General features: G+C 66.1%; 14 protein-coding genes. 6 read left to right on the top strand and 8 right to left on the bottom strand.

Annotated features, from left to right (window positions below; genetic code table 11):
• The first annotated feature begins 31 nt into the window (after positions 1-31).
• Genes mqnE through DSAT_RS11895 form a run of 3 tightly spaced genes read left to right on the top strand, consistent with a single transcriptional unit; the run spans position 32 to position 3,067 of the window.
• Positions 32-1,129: an aminofutalosine synthase MqnE gene (mqnE, locus tag DSAT_RS11905; RefSeq protein WP_020887771.1), complete on the top strand. Its 1,098-nt coding sequence runs from the start codon at positions 32-34 to the stop codon at positions 1,127-1,129.
• Positions 1,122-2,231 (top strand): cyclic dehypoxanthinyl futalosine synthase, encoded by a 1,110-nt coding sequence (gene mqnC, locus DSAT_RS11900; protein WP_020887770.1) that lies wholly within the window; start codon positions 1,122-1,124, stop codon positions 2,229-2,231. Before mqnE ends, mqnC begins: the two co-directional genes overlap by 8 nt.
• Entirely contained in the window at positions 2,228-3,067 is an 840-nt protein-coding gene (locus DSAT_RS11895; protein ID WP_020887769.1) for a menaquinone biosynthetic enzyme MqnA/MqnD family protein, read from the top strand. The genes mqnC and DSAT_RS11895 overlap by 4 nt, the downstream gene beginning before the upstream one ends.
• Positions 3,068-3,093: 26 nt before the next feature.
• On the opposite strand, the gene DSAT_RS11890 is transcribed toward DSAT_RS11895, so the two are convergent.
• The 6 genes from DSAT_RS11890 to DSAT_RS11865 form a co-directional block, all read right to left on the bottom strand.
• Positions 3,094-4,854 carry a Tle-like phospholipase domain-containing protein gene (locus DSAT_RS11890; RefSeq protein ID WP_020887768.1) on the bottom strand — a complete coding sequence of 587 codons (1,761 nt, stop codon included), beginning with the start codon at positions 4,852-4,854 and terminating at the stop codon, positions 3,094-3,096.
• Entirely contained in the window at positions 4,855-5,397 is a 543-nt protein-coding gene (locus DSAT_RS11885; RefSeq protein WP_040371233.1) for a hypothetical protein, read from the bottom strand.
• Between the two features lie 386 nt (positions 5,398-5,783).
• Positions 5,784-6,233 (bottom strand): Tle-like phospholipase domain-containing protein, encoded by a 450-nt coding sequence (locus DSAT_RS15440; RefSeq protein WP_161656106.1) that lies wholly within the window; start codon positions 6,231-6,233, stop codon positions 5,784-5,786.
• Between the two features lie 105 nt (positions 6,234-6,338).
• Positions 6,339-6,881 carry a hypothetical protein gene (locus DSAT_RS11875; RefSeq protein ID WP_020887766.1) on the bottom strand — a complete coding sequence of 181 codons (543 nt, stop codon included), beginning with the start codon at positions 6,879-6,881 and terminating at the stop codon, positions 6,339-6,341.
• A gap of 573 nt (positions 6,882-7,454) precedes the next feature.
• Positions 7,455-8,216: a 3'(2'),5'-bisphosphate nucleotidase CysQ gene (cysQ, locus tag DSAT_RS11870; protein WP_020887765.1), complete on the bottom strand. Its 762-nt coding sequence runs from the start codon at positions 8,214-8,216 to the stop codon at positions 7,455-7,457.
• Between the two features lie 218 nt (positions 8,217-8,434).
• Positions 8,435-9,034: a hypothetical protein gene (locus tag DSAT_RS11865; RefSeq protein ID WP_020887764.1), complete on the bottom strand. Its 600-nt coding sequence runs from the start codon at positions 9,032-9,034 to the stop codon at positions 8,435-8,437.
• A 130-nt stretch (positions 9,035-9,164) separates the two neighbouring features.
• Here DSAT_RS11865 and DSAT_RS11860 point away from each other — a divergent pair, with 130 nt between their 5' ends.
• The 3 genes from DSAT_RS11860 (at position 9,165) to DSAT_RS11850 (ending at position 12,979) form a co-directional block, all read left to right on the top strand.
• Positions 9,165-10,880, top strand: coding sequence for an aldehyde ferredoxin oxidoreductase family protein (locus DSAT_RS11860; RefSeq protein ID WP_020887763.1), 1,716 nt, complete (start codon positions 9,165-9,167; stop codon positions 10,878-10,880).
• A 229-nt stretch (positions 10,881-11,109) separates the two neighbouring features.
• Positions 11,110-11,937 carry an AraC family transcriptional regulator gene (locus DSAT_RS11855; RefSeq protein ID WP_020887762.1) on the top strand — a complete coding sequence of 276 codons (828 nt, stop codon included), beginning with the start codon at positions 11,110-11,112 and terminating at the stop codon, positions 11,935-11,937.
• Between the two features lie 85 nt (positions 11,938-12,022).
• The gene (locus tag DSAT_RS11850) at positions 12,023-12,979 is read left to right on the top strand and encodes a DMT family transporter (RefSeq protein WP_020887761.1); all 957 of its coding nucleotides are present in this window, start codon (positions 12,023-12,025) and stop codon (positions 12,977-12,979) included.
• Positions 12,980-13,013: 34 nt separating this feature from the next.
• On the opposite strand, the gene DSAT_RS11845 is transcribed toward DSAT_RS11850, so the two are convergent.
• Both DSAT_RS11845 and pheT read right to left on the bottom strand, forming a co-directional pair.
• Complete coding sequence (locus tag DSAT_RS11845) at positions 13,014-13,379, bottom strand: MerR family transcriptional regulator (protein ID WP_020887760.1); 366 nt, start codon at positions 13,377-13,379, stop codon at positions 13,014-13,016.
• Between the two features lie 153 nt (positions 13,380-13,532).
• Complete coding sequence (gene pheT / locus DSAT_RS11840; RefSeq protein ID WP_020887759.1) at positions 13,533-15,932, bottom strand: phenylalanine--tRNA ligase subunit beta; 2,400 nt, start codon at positions 15,930-15,932, stop codon at positions 13,533-13,535.
• Between the last annotated feature and the right edge of the window lie 67 nt (positions 15,933-15,999).

Below are 15,999 nucleotides of genomic sequence, written 5' to 3'. Positions count from 1 at the left end.
CCCCCACACTGCTCATCCGGACACGCCACGCATGGATATTTCCTGGTATCGCTCCCTCGGCTTGGCCGACGTCGCCGAAAAGGCGGCCTCGGGCGAGCGCCTGTCCATGGAGGACGGCGAGCGCCTTTTCGCCTGCCCCGACGTCACGGCCGTGGGCGCGCTGGCCCACATGGTCCGCGCGCGCCTGCACGGCGACAAGGCCTTTTACGTCCTGAACAGGCACATCAACTACACCAACATCTGCATCAACGGCTGCCTGTTCTGCGCCTACGCCCGCGAGCGCGGCCAGGAAGGGGCCTTTCGCCTCTCCCTGGACGACATCGTGCAAAAGGCCACGGAAGGTCCCGTACCCGACGAAATCCACATCGTGGGCGGCTGTCATCCGGACATCCCGCTCGCGTTTTTCGAAGAGGCGCTGACGGCCCTGAAAAAGGCCCTGCCGGACACGGAGCTCAAGTGCTTCACGGCCGTTGAGATCGCGCACTTCGCGCGGCTTGAGGGCATTTCTACCGTCGAGGTGCTGACCCGCCTCAAGCGCGCGGGGCTGGCCATGCTGCCCGGCGGCGGGGCCGAGATCTTCGCGCCCGAGGTGCGAAGCCGCATCTGCCCCAAGAAGAGCACGGCCGAGGAATGGCTGCGCATCGCGGGCGAGGCGCACGCGCTTAACATCCCCACCAACTGCACCATGCTCTACGGCCACGTCGAGAGCGTGCGCCACCGCCTGGAGCACCTGGACGCGCTGCGCCGCCAGCAGGATGAAAGCGGCGGCTTCGCCTGCTTCATCCCGCTCTCCTTCCAGGTGAAGAACAACCTGCTCGGCGTGCGCGAGGCCGTGACCGGCGTGGAGGATCTGAAAACCATCGCCGTGTCGCGGCTGATGCTCGACAACATCATGCACATCAAGGCCTACTGGATCATGCTCGGGGTCAAGCTGGCCCAGACCGCGCTGTGGTTCGGGGCTAACGACCTGGACGGCACCGTGGTGGAGGAGAAGATCGGCCACATGGCGGGCGCGGACTCCGCGGCCGCGCTCTCGCGCGCCGAGCTCGAAGCCATGATCCGGGGCGCGGGCTTCACGCCCGTGCGGCGCGGAGCGCGCTTCACCGTCAAGGAGGCCGCGCATGGCTAGCCTGCTGCACGTTGCCAGGGCCAAGGCCCGCGACCACGAGCGCCTGAACGCCGATGAGGCGCTGGCGCTGCTGCGCGAGGAGGACTTCCACGCCCTGGCGCGCCTGGCCCATCTGCGCCGCCTGCATCTGCATCCCGAGCCGGTCGTGACCTACGTGGTGGACCGCAACATCAACTACACCAACGTCTGCGTCTGCGGCTGCAAGTTCTGCGCGTATTTCGCCGCGCCGGACGCCACGGGCGGCTACGTCCTCTCCGAGGAGGAACTCGACCGCAAGATCGTCGAGACCAAGGCCGTGGGCGGCACGCAGATCCTCATGCAGGGCGGGCATCATCCCGATCTTCCGCTGTCCTTCTACGAGGACATGCTCGCGCGCATCGCCGCGCGCCACGACATCCACATCCACGCCTTCTCCCCGCCGGAAATCGTGCACTTCGCGGGGCTTTCGGGCCTGACCACGCGCGAGGTCGTCAGGCGGCTCAAGGCGGCGGGCCTGCACTCCATCCCCGGCGGCGGGGCCGAGATACTGGTGGACCGCGTGCGGCGCGAGATCGCGCCCAACAAGTGTCCGGCGGCCGACTGGCTGCGGGTCATGGAGGAAGCCCACGAGGAGGGGCTTCGCACCTCCGCGACCATGATGTTCGGGCACCTGGAGACCGAGGCCGAACGCATCGAGCACATGCTGCGCCTGCGCGAGGTGCAAGACCGCACCGGCGGCTTCACGGCCTTCATCCCCTGGACCTTCCAGCCGGAGAACACGGCCCTTTCGCGCTGCCGTCCGCTGACCGCGCCCGAGTATCTGCGCACCCTGGCCGTGGCCCGGCTGGTGCTGGACAACGTCGCCAACCTCCAGGTCTCCTGGGTGACCATGGGGGCCAAGGTGGCGCAGCTCGCGCTCTTCTTCGGGGCCAACGACTTCGGTTCGACCATGCTGGAAGAGAACGTGGTCGCGGCCGCCGGGGTGCGTTTCCGCCTCTCCGAGGAGGAGATCAGGCGCGTGGTGCGCGCGGCCGGGTTCACCCCCCGCCGCCGCCTGATGGACTACACGCCCGCGCCCGAGGATTTCGACGACGACGCGCGCGAGGCGGGCCGGGCGCAATGAGCCAGACCGCGCCCATCCGCGTGGGCAGGATCGGCTACCTGAACGTCCTGCCCATCTATCATCCCATCGAGGCTGGAGAGGTCGCCGGGCCGCTGTCCGTGGTCTCCGGGCCTCCAGCGGAACTGAACCGCTTGGCGCGCGCCGGGGAACTGGACGTCACGGCCTGCTCGTCCATCGAATACGCCATGGCCGCCAAGGACTACCTGCTGCTGCCCAGGCTCGCCATCGGTAGCCGGGGGCATGTGAAGAGCGTGCTCCTGCTCTCGCGCCACCCCGTGGCCCGGCTCGACGGCAAGGCCGTGCGCGTGAGCTTTCAGACCCACACCTCCGTGGCCCTGCTCAGGCTCTTTTTGGAGCGCCGCGTGGGCATCGCGCCGCGCTACGAGTCAGGCGACGTGACCCGCGCCCTGCAAGGCGGCGAGCGGCCCGACGCCTTTTTGGCCATCGGCGACGAGGCGCTTCGGCTCGCGGACCATCCCGACTACCCCCACCGCTGGGATCTTGGCAGCGTCTGGCTGGACTGGACCGGGTTGCCCTTCATCTTCGGCGTGTGGATCGCGCGGCGGCAGGCGGCCGTGGCCGCGCCGCAGGCCGTGGCCGAGGCGGCGCGCGCGCTCGTCGCGGCCAAGGACTGGAGCGCGGGACGGCCCGAGGTCGTGGCCCGGCTCGCGGCCGGGCAGGGGGGCTTTTCCGAGCAGGCCATGCGCGCCTATTTCGAGGGCCTGGTCTTCGACTTCGGCCCGCGCGAGCAGGAGGGGCTGGCCGTGTTCTTCGCCATGCTGGCCGAGGCGGGCCACATCGAGACCGCCCCGCGCCTGGAATTCCTGGACATCTGACGGGTCGCCCCCTGCCCTGCCGCTTCTCAGCGGCGGCGATACTGCTCGGCGAACAATTCCCGCAAATAATCCACCGTGGCCATGGCCCCGTTGCCAAGCGCCCCTGCCTCGGCGCGCTCGCGGCGCAGGGAGATCGGGGGCGGCATCAGCATGCCCGCGTAGCCCGGAGGCACGTTCTGCGCGGGCAATGGCGCGCGGCCTTGTCCCTTGGCGGCGGGCGGCTCCTCGTCCGCCCACCAGGGAAGTTTTGCGGCATCCCCCTGGCCCGGCGCGGGTCGCGGCGCGCGCGGCCCGGATCGCTGTCCGTCCTCGCCCGGCCTGTACGGAAACGGCCAGGACTCCTGCTTGTCCTCGTCCGGCCGGTACTCCAGCGTGCGCGCCCTGGGCTGCTGCGCGGTCATGTCCGGCCGGTTCGGCAAGCCTGGCTCGCCGGACACGCCTGGCAACTTTTGCACCGGGGATTCACGACCCGGACGTGCGGCGCTGCCCGGCCCCGGAGCCTGGCCCTCGGGCGCATGGTCTCTCCAGAACTTTTCATTAACATTCGATTCAACAGAACCTTTGCGCCAAAAAAAATCGCCCTGCCGCGTCCGGCCCGCGGCAGTGCGCTCACCCGGCCATTGCGCGCGGTTCCGACCGGAAAGGGAGAGGCGCTCACTCGACCCGGCTTCCTGTCCCGCGCCGTCCGGCATCTGCCGCCCCTGGCCGTGGCCATGCTCAAGGGCCGCGCCGCTGTCTGACTCGTCCTCGCCCCTGCCCGGCCGCCGTGCTGCGCCCGGACGCGTCGCAGCGGGAGTCTCGGCCGCGCCGGGGCCGCTGTCCGCGCCCTTTGCCGCAGCCTCGGCAGCGCGCCGCACGATCTCGGGATCGCCGAGAAGCTGCCAGGCCCATCCCCGGTGGTGGGCGCCCGGAATGCTGTTCCCGAACTCGTCCGTGGATATGCGCGGCTCCATGGTCTGCCGTTGCATCGCCTGTGTGAAACGGTTCAGGGCCTCGGGGGTCGAAAGGTCGATCATGGCTCCCTGGCCGGTCTGCGCGACCTCGGCGTTGTGGCGCTCGGCAGCCTCTTTGGTGGCCTGCAGGTTCGTGCGCAGATCGGCAATGCCGTGCGACGAGCCGGGCACGGCGATGCGCTTGCCGACGTGCGGGCCGAATCCGGAAACCGGCGACGGCCCCTCGGCCGCATGCACGTTGATGATCTTGTCCTTCACGGACGGATCGACCTTGCCGACGTGCGCGGCCGCGCCGGGGGAGTTGAAGGTCACGGCGGCGTTCACGGACTCGGGGTTCGTGGCGGCCACGTATTCCGCGATGAAGCCGCCCAGGGAGTGGCCGGCCAGGTCCAGGCGGTCCTCGGCGGAAATGAGTCCTTCCTCGCGGTAGCGCTCCAACAGCCGCGACGCGGCCTTGGCCTGCTCCGGAGTGCGGCCGGTGAGGATGGCGGCGTTGGCCGACATGTCGCCCATGTCGGTATTTCCGTCGGGCTTTCCGCCGACCTTGCCGCCGATCTCCGTGCCCCGAAAGGCCACAACCTTGCGCGACGGATCGGACTTGTCCTGCAACAACACCGCACCAAGCCCCGTGGCCCCGTCCTCCTCCACCGCAAGGATGTTGTAGTCTTGGGTTATTTCCGAGAAAAGCTGAGAATCACGCTCTTTTCGCGGTTCATCTACACTGTACTCTTTCCCATTGATATCGAGGTAGATTCTCTCGTCATCATCAGAAAGATAAGCATAGGCGAAATTGCTGATCAACGAGAAATCTCCGCACCTTTCCATAAAGTCCATCTATTCTCCTCCTCTTTTTTGGATGATATTGCTATACGTTACATGATCATCACGCTCTAAGCACGCCAGAAGAGCCCCCCCGCCGCCAGCCACCCAGGTAAAAAACGGGACAAGATACATTGGGAAATATTCCCTCAAGAATACATTCGTTCTCTTCCCTATAACACGGTCACATCTTATATCGCGATACTCATCCATTGCTATGAACAATAATCCTACTGATGCGGTCGACCTACTACTTCTGTATGGGCATGTTGAATATACATCTTCTGTATTGTAGACTAGCTCAAATCGACTACAATCATAGCCCACCAGTTCCCCGCAATCGCCATAATACTTTTCTTTCGCCAAGAGCATGCAGGCGGGCTTGTACAACACCGCACCGAGAACGACATCCCACGTCGGAAGAAGAATCATGATCGCCAGGGCCAGGCGGCGTGGCCATTTCTTCTGCGTGCGCAGGCAGACGGACTTGTAGATCAGAACCGTGAAAACGGCCCAGATCAGAAGCCCCGACAGATACCAGATCACCAATTCGAGCATCGCTCTCCCTCCTTGCGTTCCAACACGGCACGCATCGCAAATCATCGGCTGCAACCGGCCACGGACATGGCCCCACACGCCTTGCCCAGTGCCTTGCCGTCCGGTCTCGGCGACCCAGCCTTACCGTCCAGCCTTGCCGTCCGGCCTCAACGTCCCAGCGCCCCCGCGTCCCAGCGGCTCGGCGGCTCGGCGGCTCGGCGGCTCGGCGGCTCGGCGGCTCGGCGGCTCGGCGGCTCGGCGGCTCGGCGGCTCGGCGGCTCGGCGGCTCGGCCTCGCGCCCAGGTGCTCTCCACGCGATGCGCGCGGCAAGCTACTTTCTGAATATTGGATTTAAGCGAACTTTGCAAGCAAAAAAATTTACTCACCGCTATTCGCCGCCTGAACAATCACGCGGCCGCGCCGGGGGAGTTGAAGGTCACGGCGGCGTTCACGGACTCGGGGTTCGTGGCGGCCACGTATTCCGCGATGAAGCCGCCCAGGGAGTGGCCGGTCAGATCCAGGCGGTCCTCGGCGGAGATGAGCCCTTCCTCGCGGTAGCGCTCCAACAGCCGCGACGCGGCCTTGGCCTGCTCCGGAGTGCGGCCGGTGAGGATGGCGGCGTTGGCCGACATGTCGCCCATGTCGGTATTTCCGTCGGGCTTTCCGCCGACCTTGCCGCCGATCTCCGTGCCCCGAAAGGCCAGAACCTTGCGCGACGGATCGGACTTGTCCTGCAACAACACCGCAGCAAGCCCCGTGGCCCCGTCCTCCTCCACAGCAAGGATGTTGTAGTCTTTGGTTATTTCCGAGAAAAGCTGAGAATCATATGCTTCTCTCGGCTCATTCTCGCCATACACAGACCTATTGGGATCAAGACCAAAACTTCCACTACCGTCATCAAGATAAACATATGCGAAATGACTAAGTACCGAATACCTTTCAGCGTCAGTCAGGAACTTCATTTAGTTCTCCCCTCTGTTTAAAATAATCCCTCTGAATTTTTTGTAATGATTGCCGTCATAACACTCCACAAAAGCTCCACCGCTACCAGCGATCCAAGTAAAGAAAGGAAATAAATACATTGGAAAATACTCTCTCAAAAAAACATTATCCCTCCTTCCGATACGTTTCCCACATCTCACATCATAATAGTCTGACATAACAACTGACATCAAGCCAACCACATACCTCTTTCTATCCACTCTGTATGGACATACTTCGTATACATCATCTGGATTATATCCAAGACTAAAGCGGCTACAATCGTAGCCCACCAGTTCCCCGCAATCGCCATAATATTCTTGCTTTGCCAAAAGCATGCAGGCGGGCTTGAACAACACCGCGCCGAGAACAAAGTCCCACGTCGGCAGAAGAATCATGATCGCCAAGGCCAGGCGGCGCGGCCATTTCTTCTGCGTGCGCAGGCAGACGGACTTGTAGATCAGAACCGTGAAAACGGCCCAGATCAAAAGCCCTGCCAGATACCAGATCACCAATTCGAGCATCGCTCTCCCCTCCTTGCGTTCCAACGCGGCACGCATCGCAAATCATCGCCTGCAACCGACCGCGAACATGGCTCCACGCGATGCGCGCGGCAATCTGCCCCAGCCGGTTCGGCCATCCCCAGTCCGCCCGCCGTGCCGCTTCGTGCGCGCCTTGGCGAGCCGCGCGAACGCCAGCAGGATATTGGGCCGCTCCAGCCGTGGCAAGCGAAATGCGTCGATTCGCTATCGGCCATACGATCGAACATTCGATGCCCTTCCATGTCCTTCTCCACACGCGCCGGATGCTCGAATAAAAAACGCTACCCCCTCCACAAAGACTCTCCGCCTCCGCGCGCGCCTGAAAGCGCGCATCTACCGTGCTGGTAACGGCCAACTGGCGCTTCCGCCTCTCCGCGCGTCTGAAGACGCGGCCGGGCGCAACGAGAGTCGGAAAAGCCGGGGAGCTGTGTATGGCGAGGGGTTCAATTGCGGAGCCCGCGAGGGTCCAGCAGGTCCGAAGAAGCGAGCGGCCTGCCAGGAGCGCCTCCCGGCAAGCCGTATGCAAAAAAGCGGCGCGCGGGCGAACCCGAAGCCTCAGCCGCGCGCGATGAATCCGGGGTTGACCAGGGTTTGGCGGTTGTAAACCAGGGGCTGGCCGTCCAGGGTGGTCATGGAGCCGCCCGCGCCCTCCACGATGGCCTGCCCGGCCGCGGTGTCCCACTCGCGGGTGGGGGTCATGCGCGGATAGATGTCCGCCTTGCCCTCGGCCAGCAGGCAGAATTTCCAGGCGCTGCCCGCCACGATGCGCTGCTCCACGGGCAGGTCTTCGAGAAAGACTTCGAGTTCCGGGCAGGGATGCGAACGGCTGATGAGCACGCGCAGGCCCTCGCCCTCGGCCGCCTTGTGGGTGTGGATGCGTTGCGGTGCGAATTCGCGGAATTGCTTGAAAGATCCGAAATCCTTGCCGCCCCAGTAGAGCATTTCCATGGCGGGCGCGTAGATCACGCCGAAGGCGGGAAAGTTGCGCGCCACAAGCGCGATGTTGACCGTGAACTCGCCGTTGCGCTTGACGAACTCCTTGGTGCCGTCCAGCGGATCGACGCTGAAATAGCGCGGCCAGGACTGGCGCTCGGGATAGGGGATGTGCGGTCCCTCCTCGGAGACCACTGGCACATCCGGATAGTTGTCGCGCAGATAATCCAGGATCAGGCGGTTGGATACCCTGTCCGCCTGGGTGAGGGGCGACTCGTCGTCCTTGTAGTCCACGGTGAAATCCGTGGCGTATATCTTCATGATCTCGTGGCCTGCCAGCTTGGCCAGGTCCGTCAATTCGCCCACCAGCGTGTCGTATGCCATCTGCCGCGTCCTGTCCGTGGGTTCTGGGGCGCTTTCGCCTCGCAGCGGCGGTCGGCCGCGCGGTCATCATCTAACAGAACTTTGTGCCGCCCTTCAAGAGACACCGCTCCCCGGAAGGGGTATCCGTGATCTTTTTCTCAATCCTGCGCGCAAGGTTTCCTACCGCGCGAGGCGCGATCCCTTCCTCGGACGCTCAAAACGGCCCTCCCGCGCTCGCGTCAGCGTCCAAAACGAAGGTCCACTTCTCCGTCGGCGGCGGAAAGGCGCGTGGCCAATTCACGCGGGGGTATGGGCGCGCCATCGGCGGCGAGCGTGAGCCCGTGCCGCTCGAACTCCCCGGCCCGCTCCACGAGCCAGACCGCGAGGGCGCGCGCGGCCACGCCCGCCCCCTTGTGCAGCAGCGCCTCGGAAAGCTCGCGCGCCGGAAAATTGAAGAGCTTCAGGGTCGCCTCGCCCGGCTCCACCTCAGCTTCGCCCGCCGCAGCCGCCTGGCCCTGGCTGATGTCGTGGCGAAAACACGCCAGGGGACTGCCCCGGTTGAGGCTCACGCCCACCAGGCCCGGCGCGGCCGCGCCCAGGGCCACCGTGGCTCCGGGGGAGACCATGGCCGTGACGAAGTCGTCCACCGGGCGGCCGTCCAGAAAAGCCGACCCGATGTTCTTCTCCACATACTCAGGCGCAACACCCAGGTCCTCTGTCAGCCAGCAGGCCAGACTGCGCCGCCCCGCAATGCGAAGCCGCACTCCGGCCGTGAAAAGCGACGCGAAGAACCCTGCCGGAACCTTTCCCGCGATCTCGATCCGTATCGTCATCTGCATTCCCCGTGCTCGTATCGACGCTTACTATGCCCCATCTGGCATAGGTATTCATTTTTCGAGCGGCTGGTATAGGTAGGATCAGTAGCCAAGTACCCTGCCCGAGGCAACACCGCAACAAGGAGCAGATCAGATGATACTTCGCATCAACACCCGCACCCGCACCCACGCCTTCGAGAAGCCGGGGGCCTACGCGGGCCTTGGCGGCCGCGCACTGACCTCGCGGGTCATCCGGTCCGAGGTTCCGGCCGACTGTCACCCCCTTTCCGGCGAGAACAAGCTGGTCATCGCGCCCGGCACGCTCACGGGCACCACGGCGGCCACCTCGGGCCGCATCTCCGTGGGGGCCAAGTCGCCGCTCACCGGCGGCATCAAGGAATCCAACTCCGGCGGCATCGTCTCGCAAAAGCTCGCCAAGCTCGGCATCCAGGGCATCATCCTGGAGGACAAGCCCGAACAGGACGCGCCCTTCATGGTCATCCGCGTCTCCAAGGACGGCGTGACCATCGAGGACGCCCCGGCCACCGGCAGCATGGGCATCTACGACTACGCCAAGATCCTGGACGAGAAGTACGGCAAGGCCGCCTGCGCCGTGATCGGAGCGGCGGGCGAGATGTGCCTCAAGGCCTCCACCATCCAGTTCACGGACATGGCGGGCCGCCCGGCGCGTTCGGCCGGACGCGGCGGCATGGGCGCGGTCATGGGCTCCAAGCGCGTCAAGGCCATCATCGTGGACGACGCGGGCGCGCCCGGCGTGACCTACGCCGACAAGGACGCCTTCATGAAGGCGGGCAAGCGCTGGGCCGAGATCCTGCGCACCCACCCCATCACCAGCCAGGGCCTGCCCGGCTTCGGCACGGCCATCCTCATCAACATCATCAACGAGGCGGGCGCCCTGCCCACCAAGAACTTCCGCACCGGCCGCTTCGACCGCGCCTCGCAGGTCTCCGGCGAAAAAATGGTCGAACTCATCGAGAAGCGCGGCGGCAAGGCCAAGGAAGGCTGCCACGTAGGCTGCGCCATCCAGTGTTCGCAGATGTTCGTGGACGAAAAGGGCGAGTACGTGACCTCGGGCTTCGAATACGAAACCCTGTGGGCCATGGGACCGAACCTGCTCATCGACGACATGGACACCCTGGCCCTGCTCGACCGCCACTGCGACGAGTACGGCGTGGACACCATCGAGATGGGCAACGCCCTGGCCATGTACATGGAGGCCGGGGTCATCCCCTGGGGCGACGGCAAGGCCGCCCTGGAGATGCTGAAGAAGATCGGCGCGCGCGACCCCTTGGGCCGCATCCTGGGCAACGGCGCGACCTACGTGGCCGACGCCTTCGGCGTGGACCGCATCCCCGTGGTCAAGAACCAGTCCCTGCCCGCCTACGATCCCCGCGCGGTCAAGGGCGTGGGCGTGACCTACGCCACTTCGCCCCAGGGCGGCGACCACACCGCGGGCTACGCCGTGTGCCAGAACGTGCTCTCCTGCGGCGGCACCGTGGCCCCGCACTCCAAGGAAGGCCAGGCCGAGCTCTCCAAGAACCTGCAGATCGCCACGGCCGCCATCGACTCCACGGGCTTTTGCCTCTTCGTGGCCTTCGCCGTGCTCGACACGGCCGACGCCCTGCAGACCATCTGCGACCTTATCTCTGCCAAGTACGGCCAGACAGTGACCCCCAACGACGTGGTCGCCCTGGGCACGCAGATCTTGACCGACGAGCAGGAGTTCAACAAGGCCGCGGGCTTCACCAAGGTGCACGACCAGCTTCCGCGCTGGTTCCGCCAGAAGCTGCCGCCGCATGACGTGACCTGGGACTTCAGCGCCGAAGAGCTTCAGGCCGCCAAGGTCTAGCGCTCCGGCCACGCGGCGCACACGGGAAGGGACGAGGGAAACTCCGCGACGGGGTTCTCCCTCATCCCTTCCCCGCTTTTCATTTTCCGCACTGAGCGCGCCCGCTCCCGCAGGATCGGCGCAGCCAGCGCACGCACGCGCGCCCCCTGCGGCCTTTCAGCGCTCAATTTTGTACAATACGCATGTTGCCTCTTCCGTTAGGAGTGTGGATCGAGGTATTCCGAACGCCATGCGTCCGCAGAACGACATCCGATTCCACCGGGATCCGTGCCTGGACGGGCTGGAAGTCTCCATCGTCCGCGAAAGTCCCCACGCCTTCCCCAACCACACGCACGACTATTTCACCATCGTAGCCATGGAAAAAGGCGGCTGCTTCGGCCAGGGCCCCCGGCGCAGCGACGCCTTTGTCCAGCCGGGCCAACTGGCGCTGATCAACCCGGGCCAGGTGCACAGCGGCGTTCCCGCGCAGGGAGTCCGACCCTCATACCGCAACTTCTACGCCAGCGCGGACTGGATGCGGACCGTCGCGGCCGAGACCTGCGGCCGCGACGTCGGCGTTCCCGAATTCACGCGCTTTGTCGTCGCCTCGCCCGAAGCCACGCGGGGCCTGATGGCCCTTTCGCATCTTCTGGAGCGTGATGGCGACCGGCTGGAAAAGGAATCGTGCCTGATCGAGGCTTTCACCCTGCTGCTGGCCCGCCACGGCAAGGCCCCCGCGCGGCTCGCCCGGCCTGGGCGCGAGCACGCGGCCATGCGGATCGTGCAGGAGTACCTGGCCGCGCGCCTAGACGAGAAGGTATCCCTCGAGGAACTAGCCGATCTGGTCGGGCTCTCACGCTATCATCTCCTGCGGGTCTTCAAACGCAGCACGGGCATGACCCCGCACGCCTTCCACACCCAACTGCGCATCGACCACGCCCGTGGTCTGGTTCGGGAAGGCCTGCCGTTCGCCGAAGTCGCGGCCGCCACGGGCTTCGTGGACCAGAGCCATTTCACCACCACCTTCAGGCAGTACGTGGGCGCAACCCCGGGCCAGTACGCGGCAAGAAAATTCTGAAGCCGCAATTTCCTGCAAAACAATCCTGCAAGACGTCCGCATCCGGCAGCGTTATTGCCTGCCGACACTCGCCACGGAGGCACCCATGCCGTCAACATCCACAGTCCATCCCGCGCCCCCCGCGCCCTCAGGGCAGGCCCTCATGCCCCTGCTCGCGGCGCTTGCGGCCGCACTGCTCTGGGGCGGCTCGTTTTCCGCCGCCAAGATCGCGCTCGCGACCTTTTCCCCCATGTCGCTCATGTGGCTGCGCATGACCCTGGCCACGCTCCTGCTTCTGCCGCTCGCACACCGCGTGCTGCCGCGAAACGTGCGGCGCAAGGACTTAAAACTCCTGGCCGCGACCTGCCTGCTCATGCCCTGCGGCTATTTCCTGTTCGAGGCCAACGCCCTGCGCCTGACCACGTCGGCCCAGGCCGGGGTCATCTCCTCCTTCGTGCCGTTGCTCGTGGCCCTTGGCGCGGCCATGTTCCTTGGCGAGGCCCTGACCCGCCGCGTCGTGGCGGGGCTCGCCCTGTCCATGGCAGGGGTGGCCTGGCTTTCCCTGGCCGGCACGGCCGGGGGCTCGGGCTCGGCCCCGGACCCGCTCCTTGGCAACGCGCTCGAATTTCTGGCCATGGTCTGCGCTGCGGGCTCCATGCTGCTCGTCAAACGCCTCTCCGGCCGCTACGGGCCGTGGTCCCTGACAGCCATGCAGACCATGGTCGGAGCGGTCTTCTTCCTTCCCGGCGCAACCAGCGTCGACACCGCGCCGTGGGACTGGCCGCCCGAGGCGGCCCTTGCCGTGCTCTTTCTGGGGGGTCTGGTCACGCTCGGCGCTTTCGGGCTCTACAACTGGGCACTGAGCCGCCTGGCCGCAGCCCGCGTCTCGGCCTTCATAAACCTCGTTCCGCTCGTGGCCGTGGTCTTCGGCTGGCTCTTCCTGGAGGAGACCCTGACGCCGTTCCAATGTCTGGCCGCAGTCATGATCCTTTCGGGGGTGGCCTTGAGCCAGGGGCGCTGGGGCATGATCCGCCTTCGCCGCTACGCGCCCGAGCACGGGTGAATAGGTCCAGTCTGCAGCCCTGCGGGAAACCGGATCAGAATTTGGCCAGATCGGCCTTGATGGCCAGGAGCTCGGCCTCGATGTCGCGCAGGAGCACGGTGCGCACTTCGCCGTCCAGGGCCTTGCGCGCGCCCTCGATGGTCAGCCCCTCGTCCCACAGCAGGTGCTTGATGCGCCGGACCACGGCGATGGTCTCCTCGGTGTACATGCGCTGGCCCGAGTCCGTGCGCACGGGCTGGATTTGCGGGAATTCGGATTCCCAGAAGCGCAGCACGTAGGGCTTGAGATCGAGCAGCTTGGCCGCCTGCCCGATTTTGTAGGTCTTTTGGCTCGTTCGGGCTTCCATGCCCGGAATGTATAGCTGGCCGGGCGGGGTTTTCACAAGGCCGCGCTTGCTCATGCCCGGCCTCCGGCTTCGCGGAAGGAAAAAATCAGAGGCCAGAGGATGCCGTGCGCATTCCCGTCCGGCCCCGCGCGCGGGGCCGGTTTGAGCGGGCAAGCGGCCCCCTTCGTACGCGCGACGGCGGAAAGGAGCACGGCGGCGGACCTCCGGTTACTGCTGCCGCAGCGGCAGGCTGGCGAGCACCTTCTGGACGATGCCCTGATGGGCCTTGTCCACGTCCTTGTCCGTAAGCGTTCGATCGAGGCTTCTGTAGGTCAGCCGGAAGGTCAGGTTGCGCTCGGACGCGCCCTTGGGCTGGTAGCTGTCCACCAGCCGCACGCCTTCGAGCAGCTTTGCCCCCGCGCCCTGCATGGCCTGGACCACCTGTCCCACCTGCACCGACGACGGCGTGACCAGCGTGAGGTCGCGCCAGGAAGCCGGATAGCGCGGCAGCTCGCAGAAGGAGACGTCGCGCACCGACCAGGCGGCGCGAAGCGCGGGCACGGAAAGCTCGGCCATCCAGACCTTGGAGCGCGCCTTGGCGCGGGTAGCGATTGCAGGCTTGAGCAAGCCCATCACGCCGAGTTCCCGGTCATCGGCGGACACGGCGACACACGGTTCGAGCCAGGCATGGCCGTCGATCCGGGCAAAAGAAAGTCCCCTCACGCCCAGTGCCCGCGCCAGATCCTCCACCAGCCCCTTGAGGTCGGCGTAGTCGGCTTCCTCGGCCGTGGGCCAGGGATGCCCGGACGGAAAGCGCGCGCCGTGCAGCAGCAGCGCCAGGCGCGGTTCCTCGCGCGTCTTGGTGTCCGAGGTTTCGTCGTACGTGAAGACCTTGGCGTACTCGAAAAGACGCAGATCGGGGTTGCCCTGGGCCACGTTGTGCGCCAGCGAGCGGACCAGGCCCGAGGCCACGGCCGTGCGCAGCACCGCCTGGTCCTCGGAGAGCGGATTGGCCACCCGCACCCGGCCCTCCTCGGGCAGGTTCAGGGCGTTCAGGTCGGCCTCGCCCACGAAGCTGTAGTTGACGCACTCCGAAAGCCCGGCCCCGCGCGCCCAATGCTTGAGGCGCATCATGAAGTCGAAGTCGCCGCCGCCCACGGGCGCGCCCGAGCCGCCCACCACGGCGGGCATGGTCTCGGGGATGCGGTCGATGCCGTGCACGCGCGCGATCTCCTCCACGAGGTCGATCTCGCGTTCCAGGTCGCGGCGATACGACGGCGCGCTCACGCGCCACTCCTCGCCGTCCTGGCCCTCGATACCGCAGCCAAGACCCGTGAGCGTCGTGGCGCAAAAGTCGGTCGAAAAGTCGATGCCCACCACCTGCCTGGCCCGCGCGGGACGAAAACGCAGCACGGGCCGCGCAAAGGGCGCGGGCTCGTGCTGGGCCACGCCCGAAAGCAGTCTGCCGCCCGAAAGCTCGGCGATGAGCGCAGCCGCACGGTCCAAGGCCAGACGCGAGCCCGGCTGATCCACGCCGCGCTCGAAACGGTGCGAGGCCTCGGAGTGAAGCGCGAGCCGTCTCGCCGTGCGGCGGATGGTCCCGGGCCTGAACACTGCGCATTCGAGCAGCATGTGGCGCGAGCCCTGCCCGATCTCGGAGTTGGCTCCGCCCATCACGCCCGCCAGGGCCACAGGTTTGGCGCCGTCCCAGATCAGGAGGTCGGAGGAGAGAAGACTGCGCTCCTGGCCGTCCAGAGTCACGAAGGCCATGCCCTCCTCGGCCAGATCCACGCGGATCACCCCGCCTTCGAGAAGCTCCAGGTCGAAAGCGTGCAGCGGCTGGCCCGTCTCCAGCATCACGTAGTTGGTCACGTCCACCACGTTGCTGATGGGCCGCTGTCCCATGGCGATGAGGCGGTAGCGAAGCCATGCGGGCGACGGCTTGATAGCGATGTCCTTGACGATGCGCGCCTGATACAGAGGGCACTGCTCGCCGTCCGCGACCTCAATGCGCACGAGATCCTGGGCGCGCTCCGAATCGTCCTCGACAAGGCGCGGCGCGGTGCGGGCGAAGGGCAGGCCGAAGGCCAGGGCCACCTCGCGGGCGAGCCCGGCGATCGAGAGGCAGTCCGCGCGGTTGGGCGTCAGGTCGATTTCAAGCACGGCGCGGTCGAGTTCCAGCGCCTCGACCAGGGACACTCCCACGGGCGCGGCGTCCGGCAGCACCAGGATGCCCTCGTGCCCCTCGCCGAGCCCCATCTCGCGCTCGGAGCAGATCATGCCGTGCGAGGCCTGGCCGCGAATCTTGGCCTTTTTGATGGTCAGGCCGTCGGGCAGCGTCGCGCCCACGCGGGCCACGGCCACCTTCTGGCCCTTGGCCACGTTGGGCGCGCCGCAGACGATGTCCAGAACCTCGTCGCCCACGTCCACGCGGGTCACGGATAGCTTGTCCGCGTCGGGATGGCGGCCGCACTCCACCACATGGCCGACCACGACGCGCTCCAGCGCCTCGAAGGGCCTGTGGATCGCGTCCACCTCCAGGCCGAGCATGGTCAGTCTGTCGGCCAGGTCCTGCACCTCGCCCTCGAAGGGCACGAACTCACGAAGCCAGTTCAGGGAAAGCAGCATGGGGAAAGCCTCCGGCAGCCGGGGAGAGGGGGAAACCCCCTTTTCCAAAAGGGGGTTTCCCCCTCTC

It is taken from the genome of Alkalidesulfovibrio alkalitolerans DSM 16529, from assembly GCF_000422245.1.
GTDB classification, from domain to species: domain Bacteria; phylum Desulfobacterota; class Desulfovibrionia; order Desulfovibrionales; family Desulfovibrionaceae; genus Alkalidesulfovibrio; species Alkalidesulfovibrio alkalitolerans.
This window is presented reverse-complemented; position numbering and strand designations above follow the sequence as displayed.

Bases quoted from the DNA above. Each gene is read 5' to 3' on its own strand.
- mqnC (WP_020887770.1), top strand. From the start codon at position 1,122: ATGGCTAGCCTGCTGCACGTTGCCAGGGCCAAGGCCCGCGACCACGAG.
- DSAT_RS11855 (WP_020887762.1), top strand. From the start codon at position 11,110: ATGCGTCCGCAGAACGACATCCGATTCCACCGGGATCCGTGCCTGGAC.
- DSAT_RS11890 (WP_020887768.1), bottom strand. From the start codon at position 4,854: ATGGACTTTATGGAAAGGTGCGGAGATTTCTCGTTGATCAGCAATTTC.
- DSAT_RS11845 (WP_020887760.1), bottom strand. From the start codon at position 13,379: ATGAGCAAGCGCGGCCTTGTGAAAACCCCGCCCGGCCAGCTATACATT.
- cysQ (WP_020887765.1), bottom strand. From the start codon at position 8,216: ATGGCATACGACACGCTGGTGGGCGAATTGACGGACCTGGCCAAGCTG.
- mqnE (WP_020887771.1), top strand. From the start codon at position 32: ATGGATATTTCCTGGTATCGCTCCCTCGGCTTGGCCGACGTCGCCGAA.
- pheT (WP_020887759.1), bottom strand. From the start codon at position 15,932: ATGCTGCTTTCCCTGAACTGGCTTCGTGAGTTCGTGCCCTTCGAGGGC.
- DSAT_RS11895 (WP_020887769.1), top strand. From the start codon at position 2,228: ATGAGCCAGACCGCGCCCATCCGCGTGGGCAGGATCGGCTACCTGAAC.
- DSAT_RS11860 (WP_020887763.1), top strand. From the start codon at position 9,165: ATGATACTTCGCATCAACACCCGCACCCGCACCCACGCCTTCGAGAAG.
- DSAT_RS11875 (WP_020887766.1), bottom strand. From the start codon at position 6,881: ATGCTCGAATTGGTGATCTGGTATCTGGCAGGGCTTTTGATCTGGGCC.
- DSAT_RS11885 (WP_040371233.1), bottom strand. From the start codon at position 5,397: ATGCTCGAATTGGTGATCTGGTATCTGTCGGGGCTTCTGATCTGGGCC.
- DSAT_RS11850 (WP_020887761.1), top strand. From the start codon at position 12,023: ATGCCGTCAACATCCACAGTCCATCCCGCGCCCCCCGCGCCCTCAGGG.
- DSAT_RS11865 (WP_020887764.1), bottom strand. From the start codon at position 9,034: ATGCAGATGACGATACGGATCGAGATCGCGGGAAAGGTTCCGGCAGGG.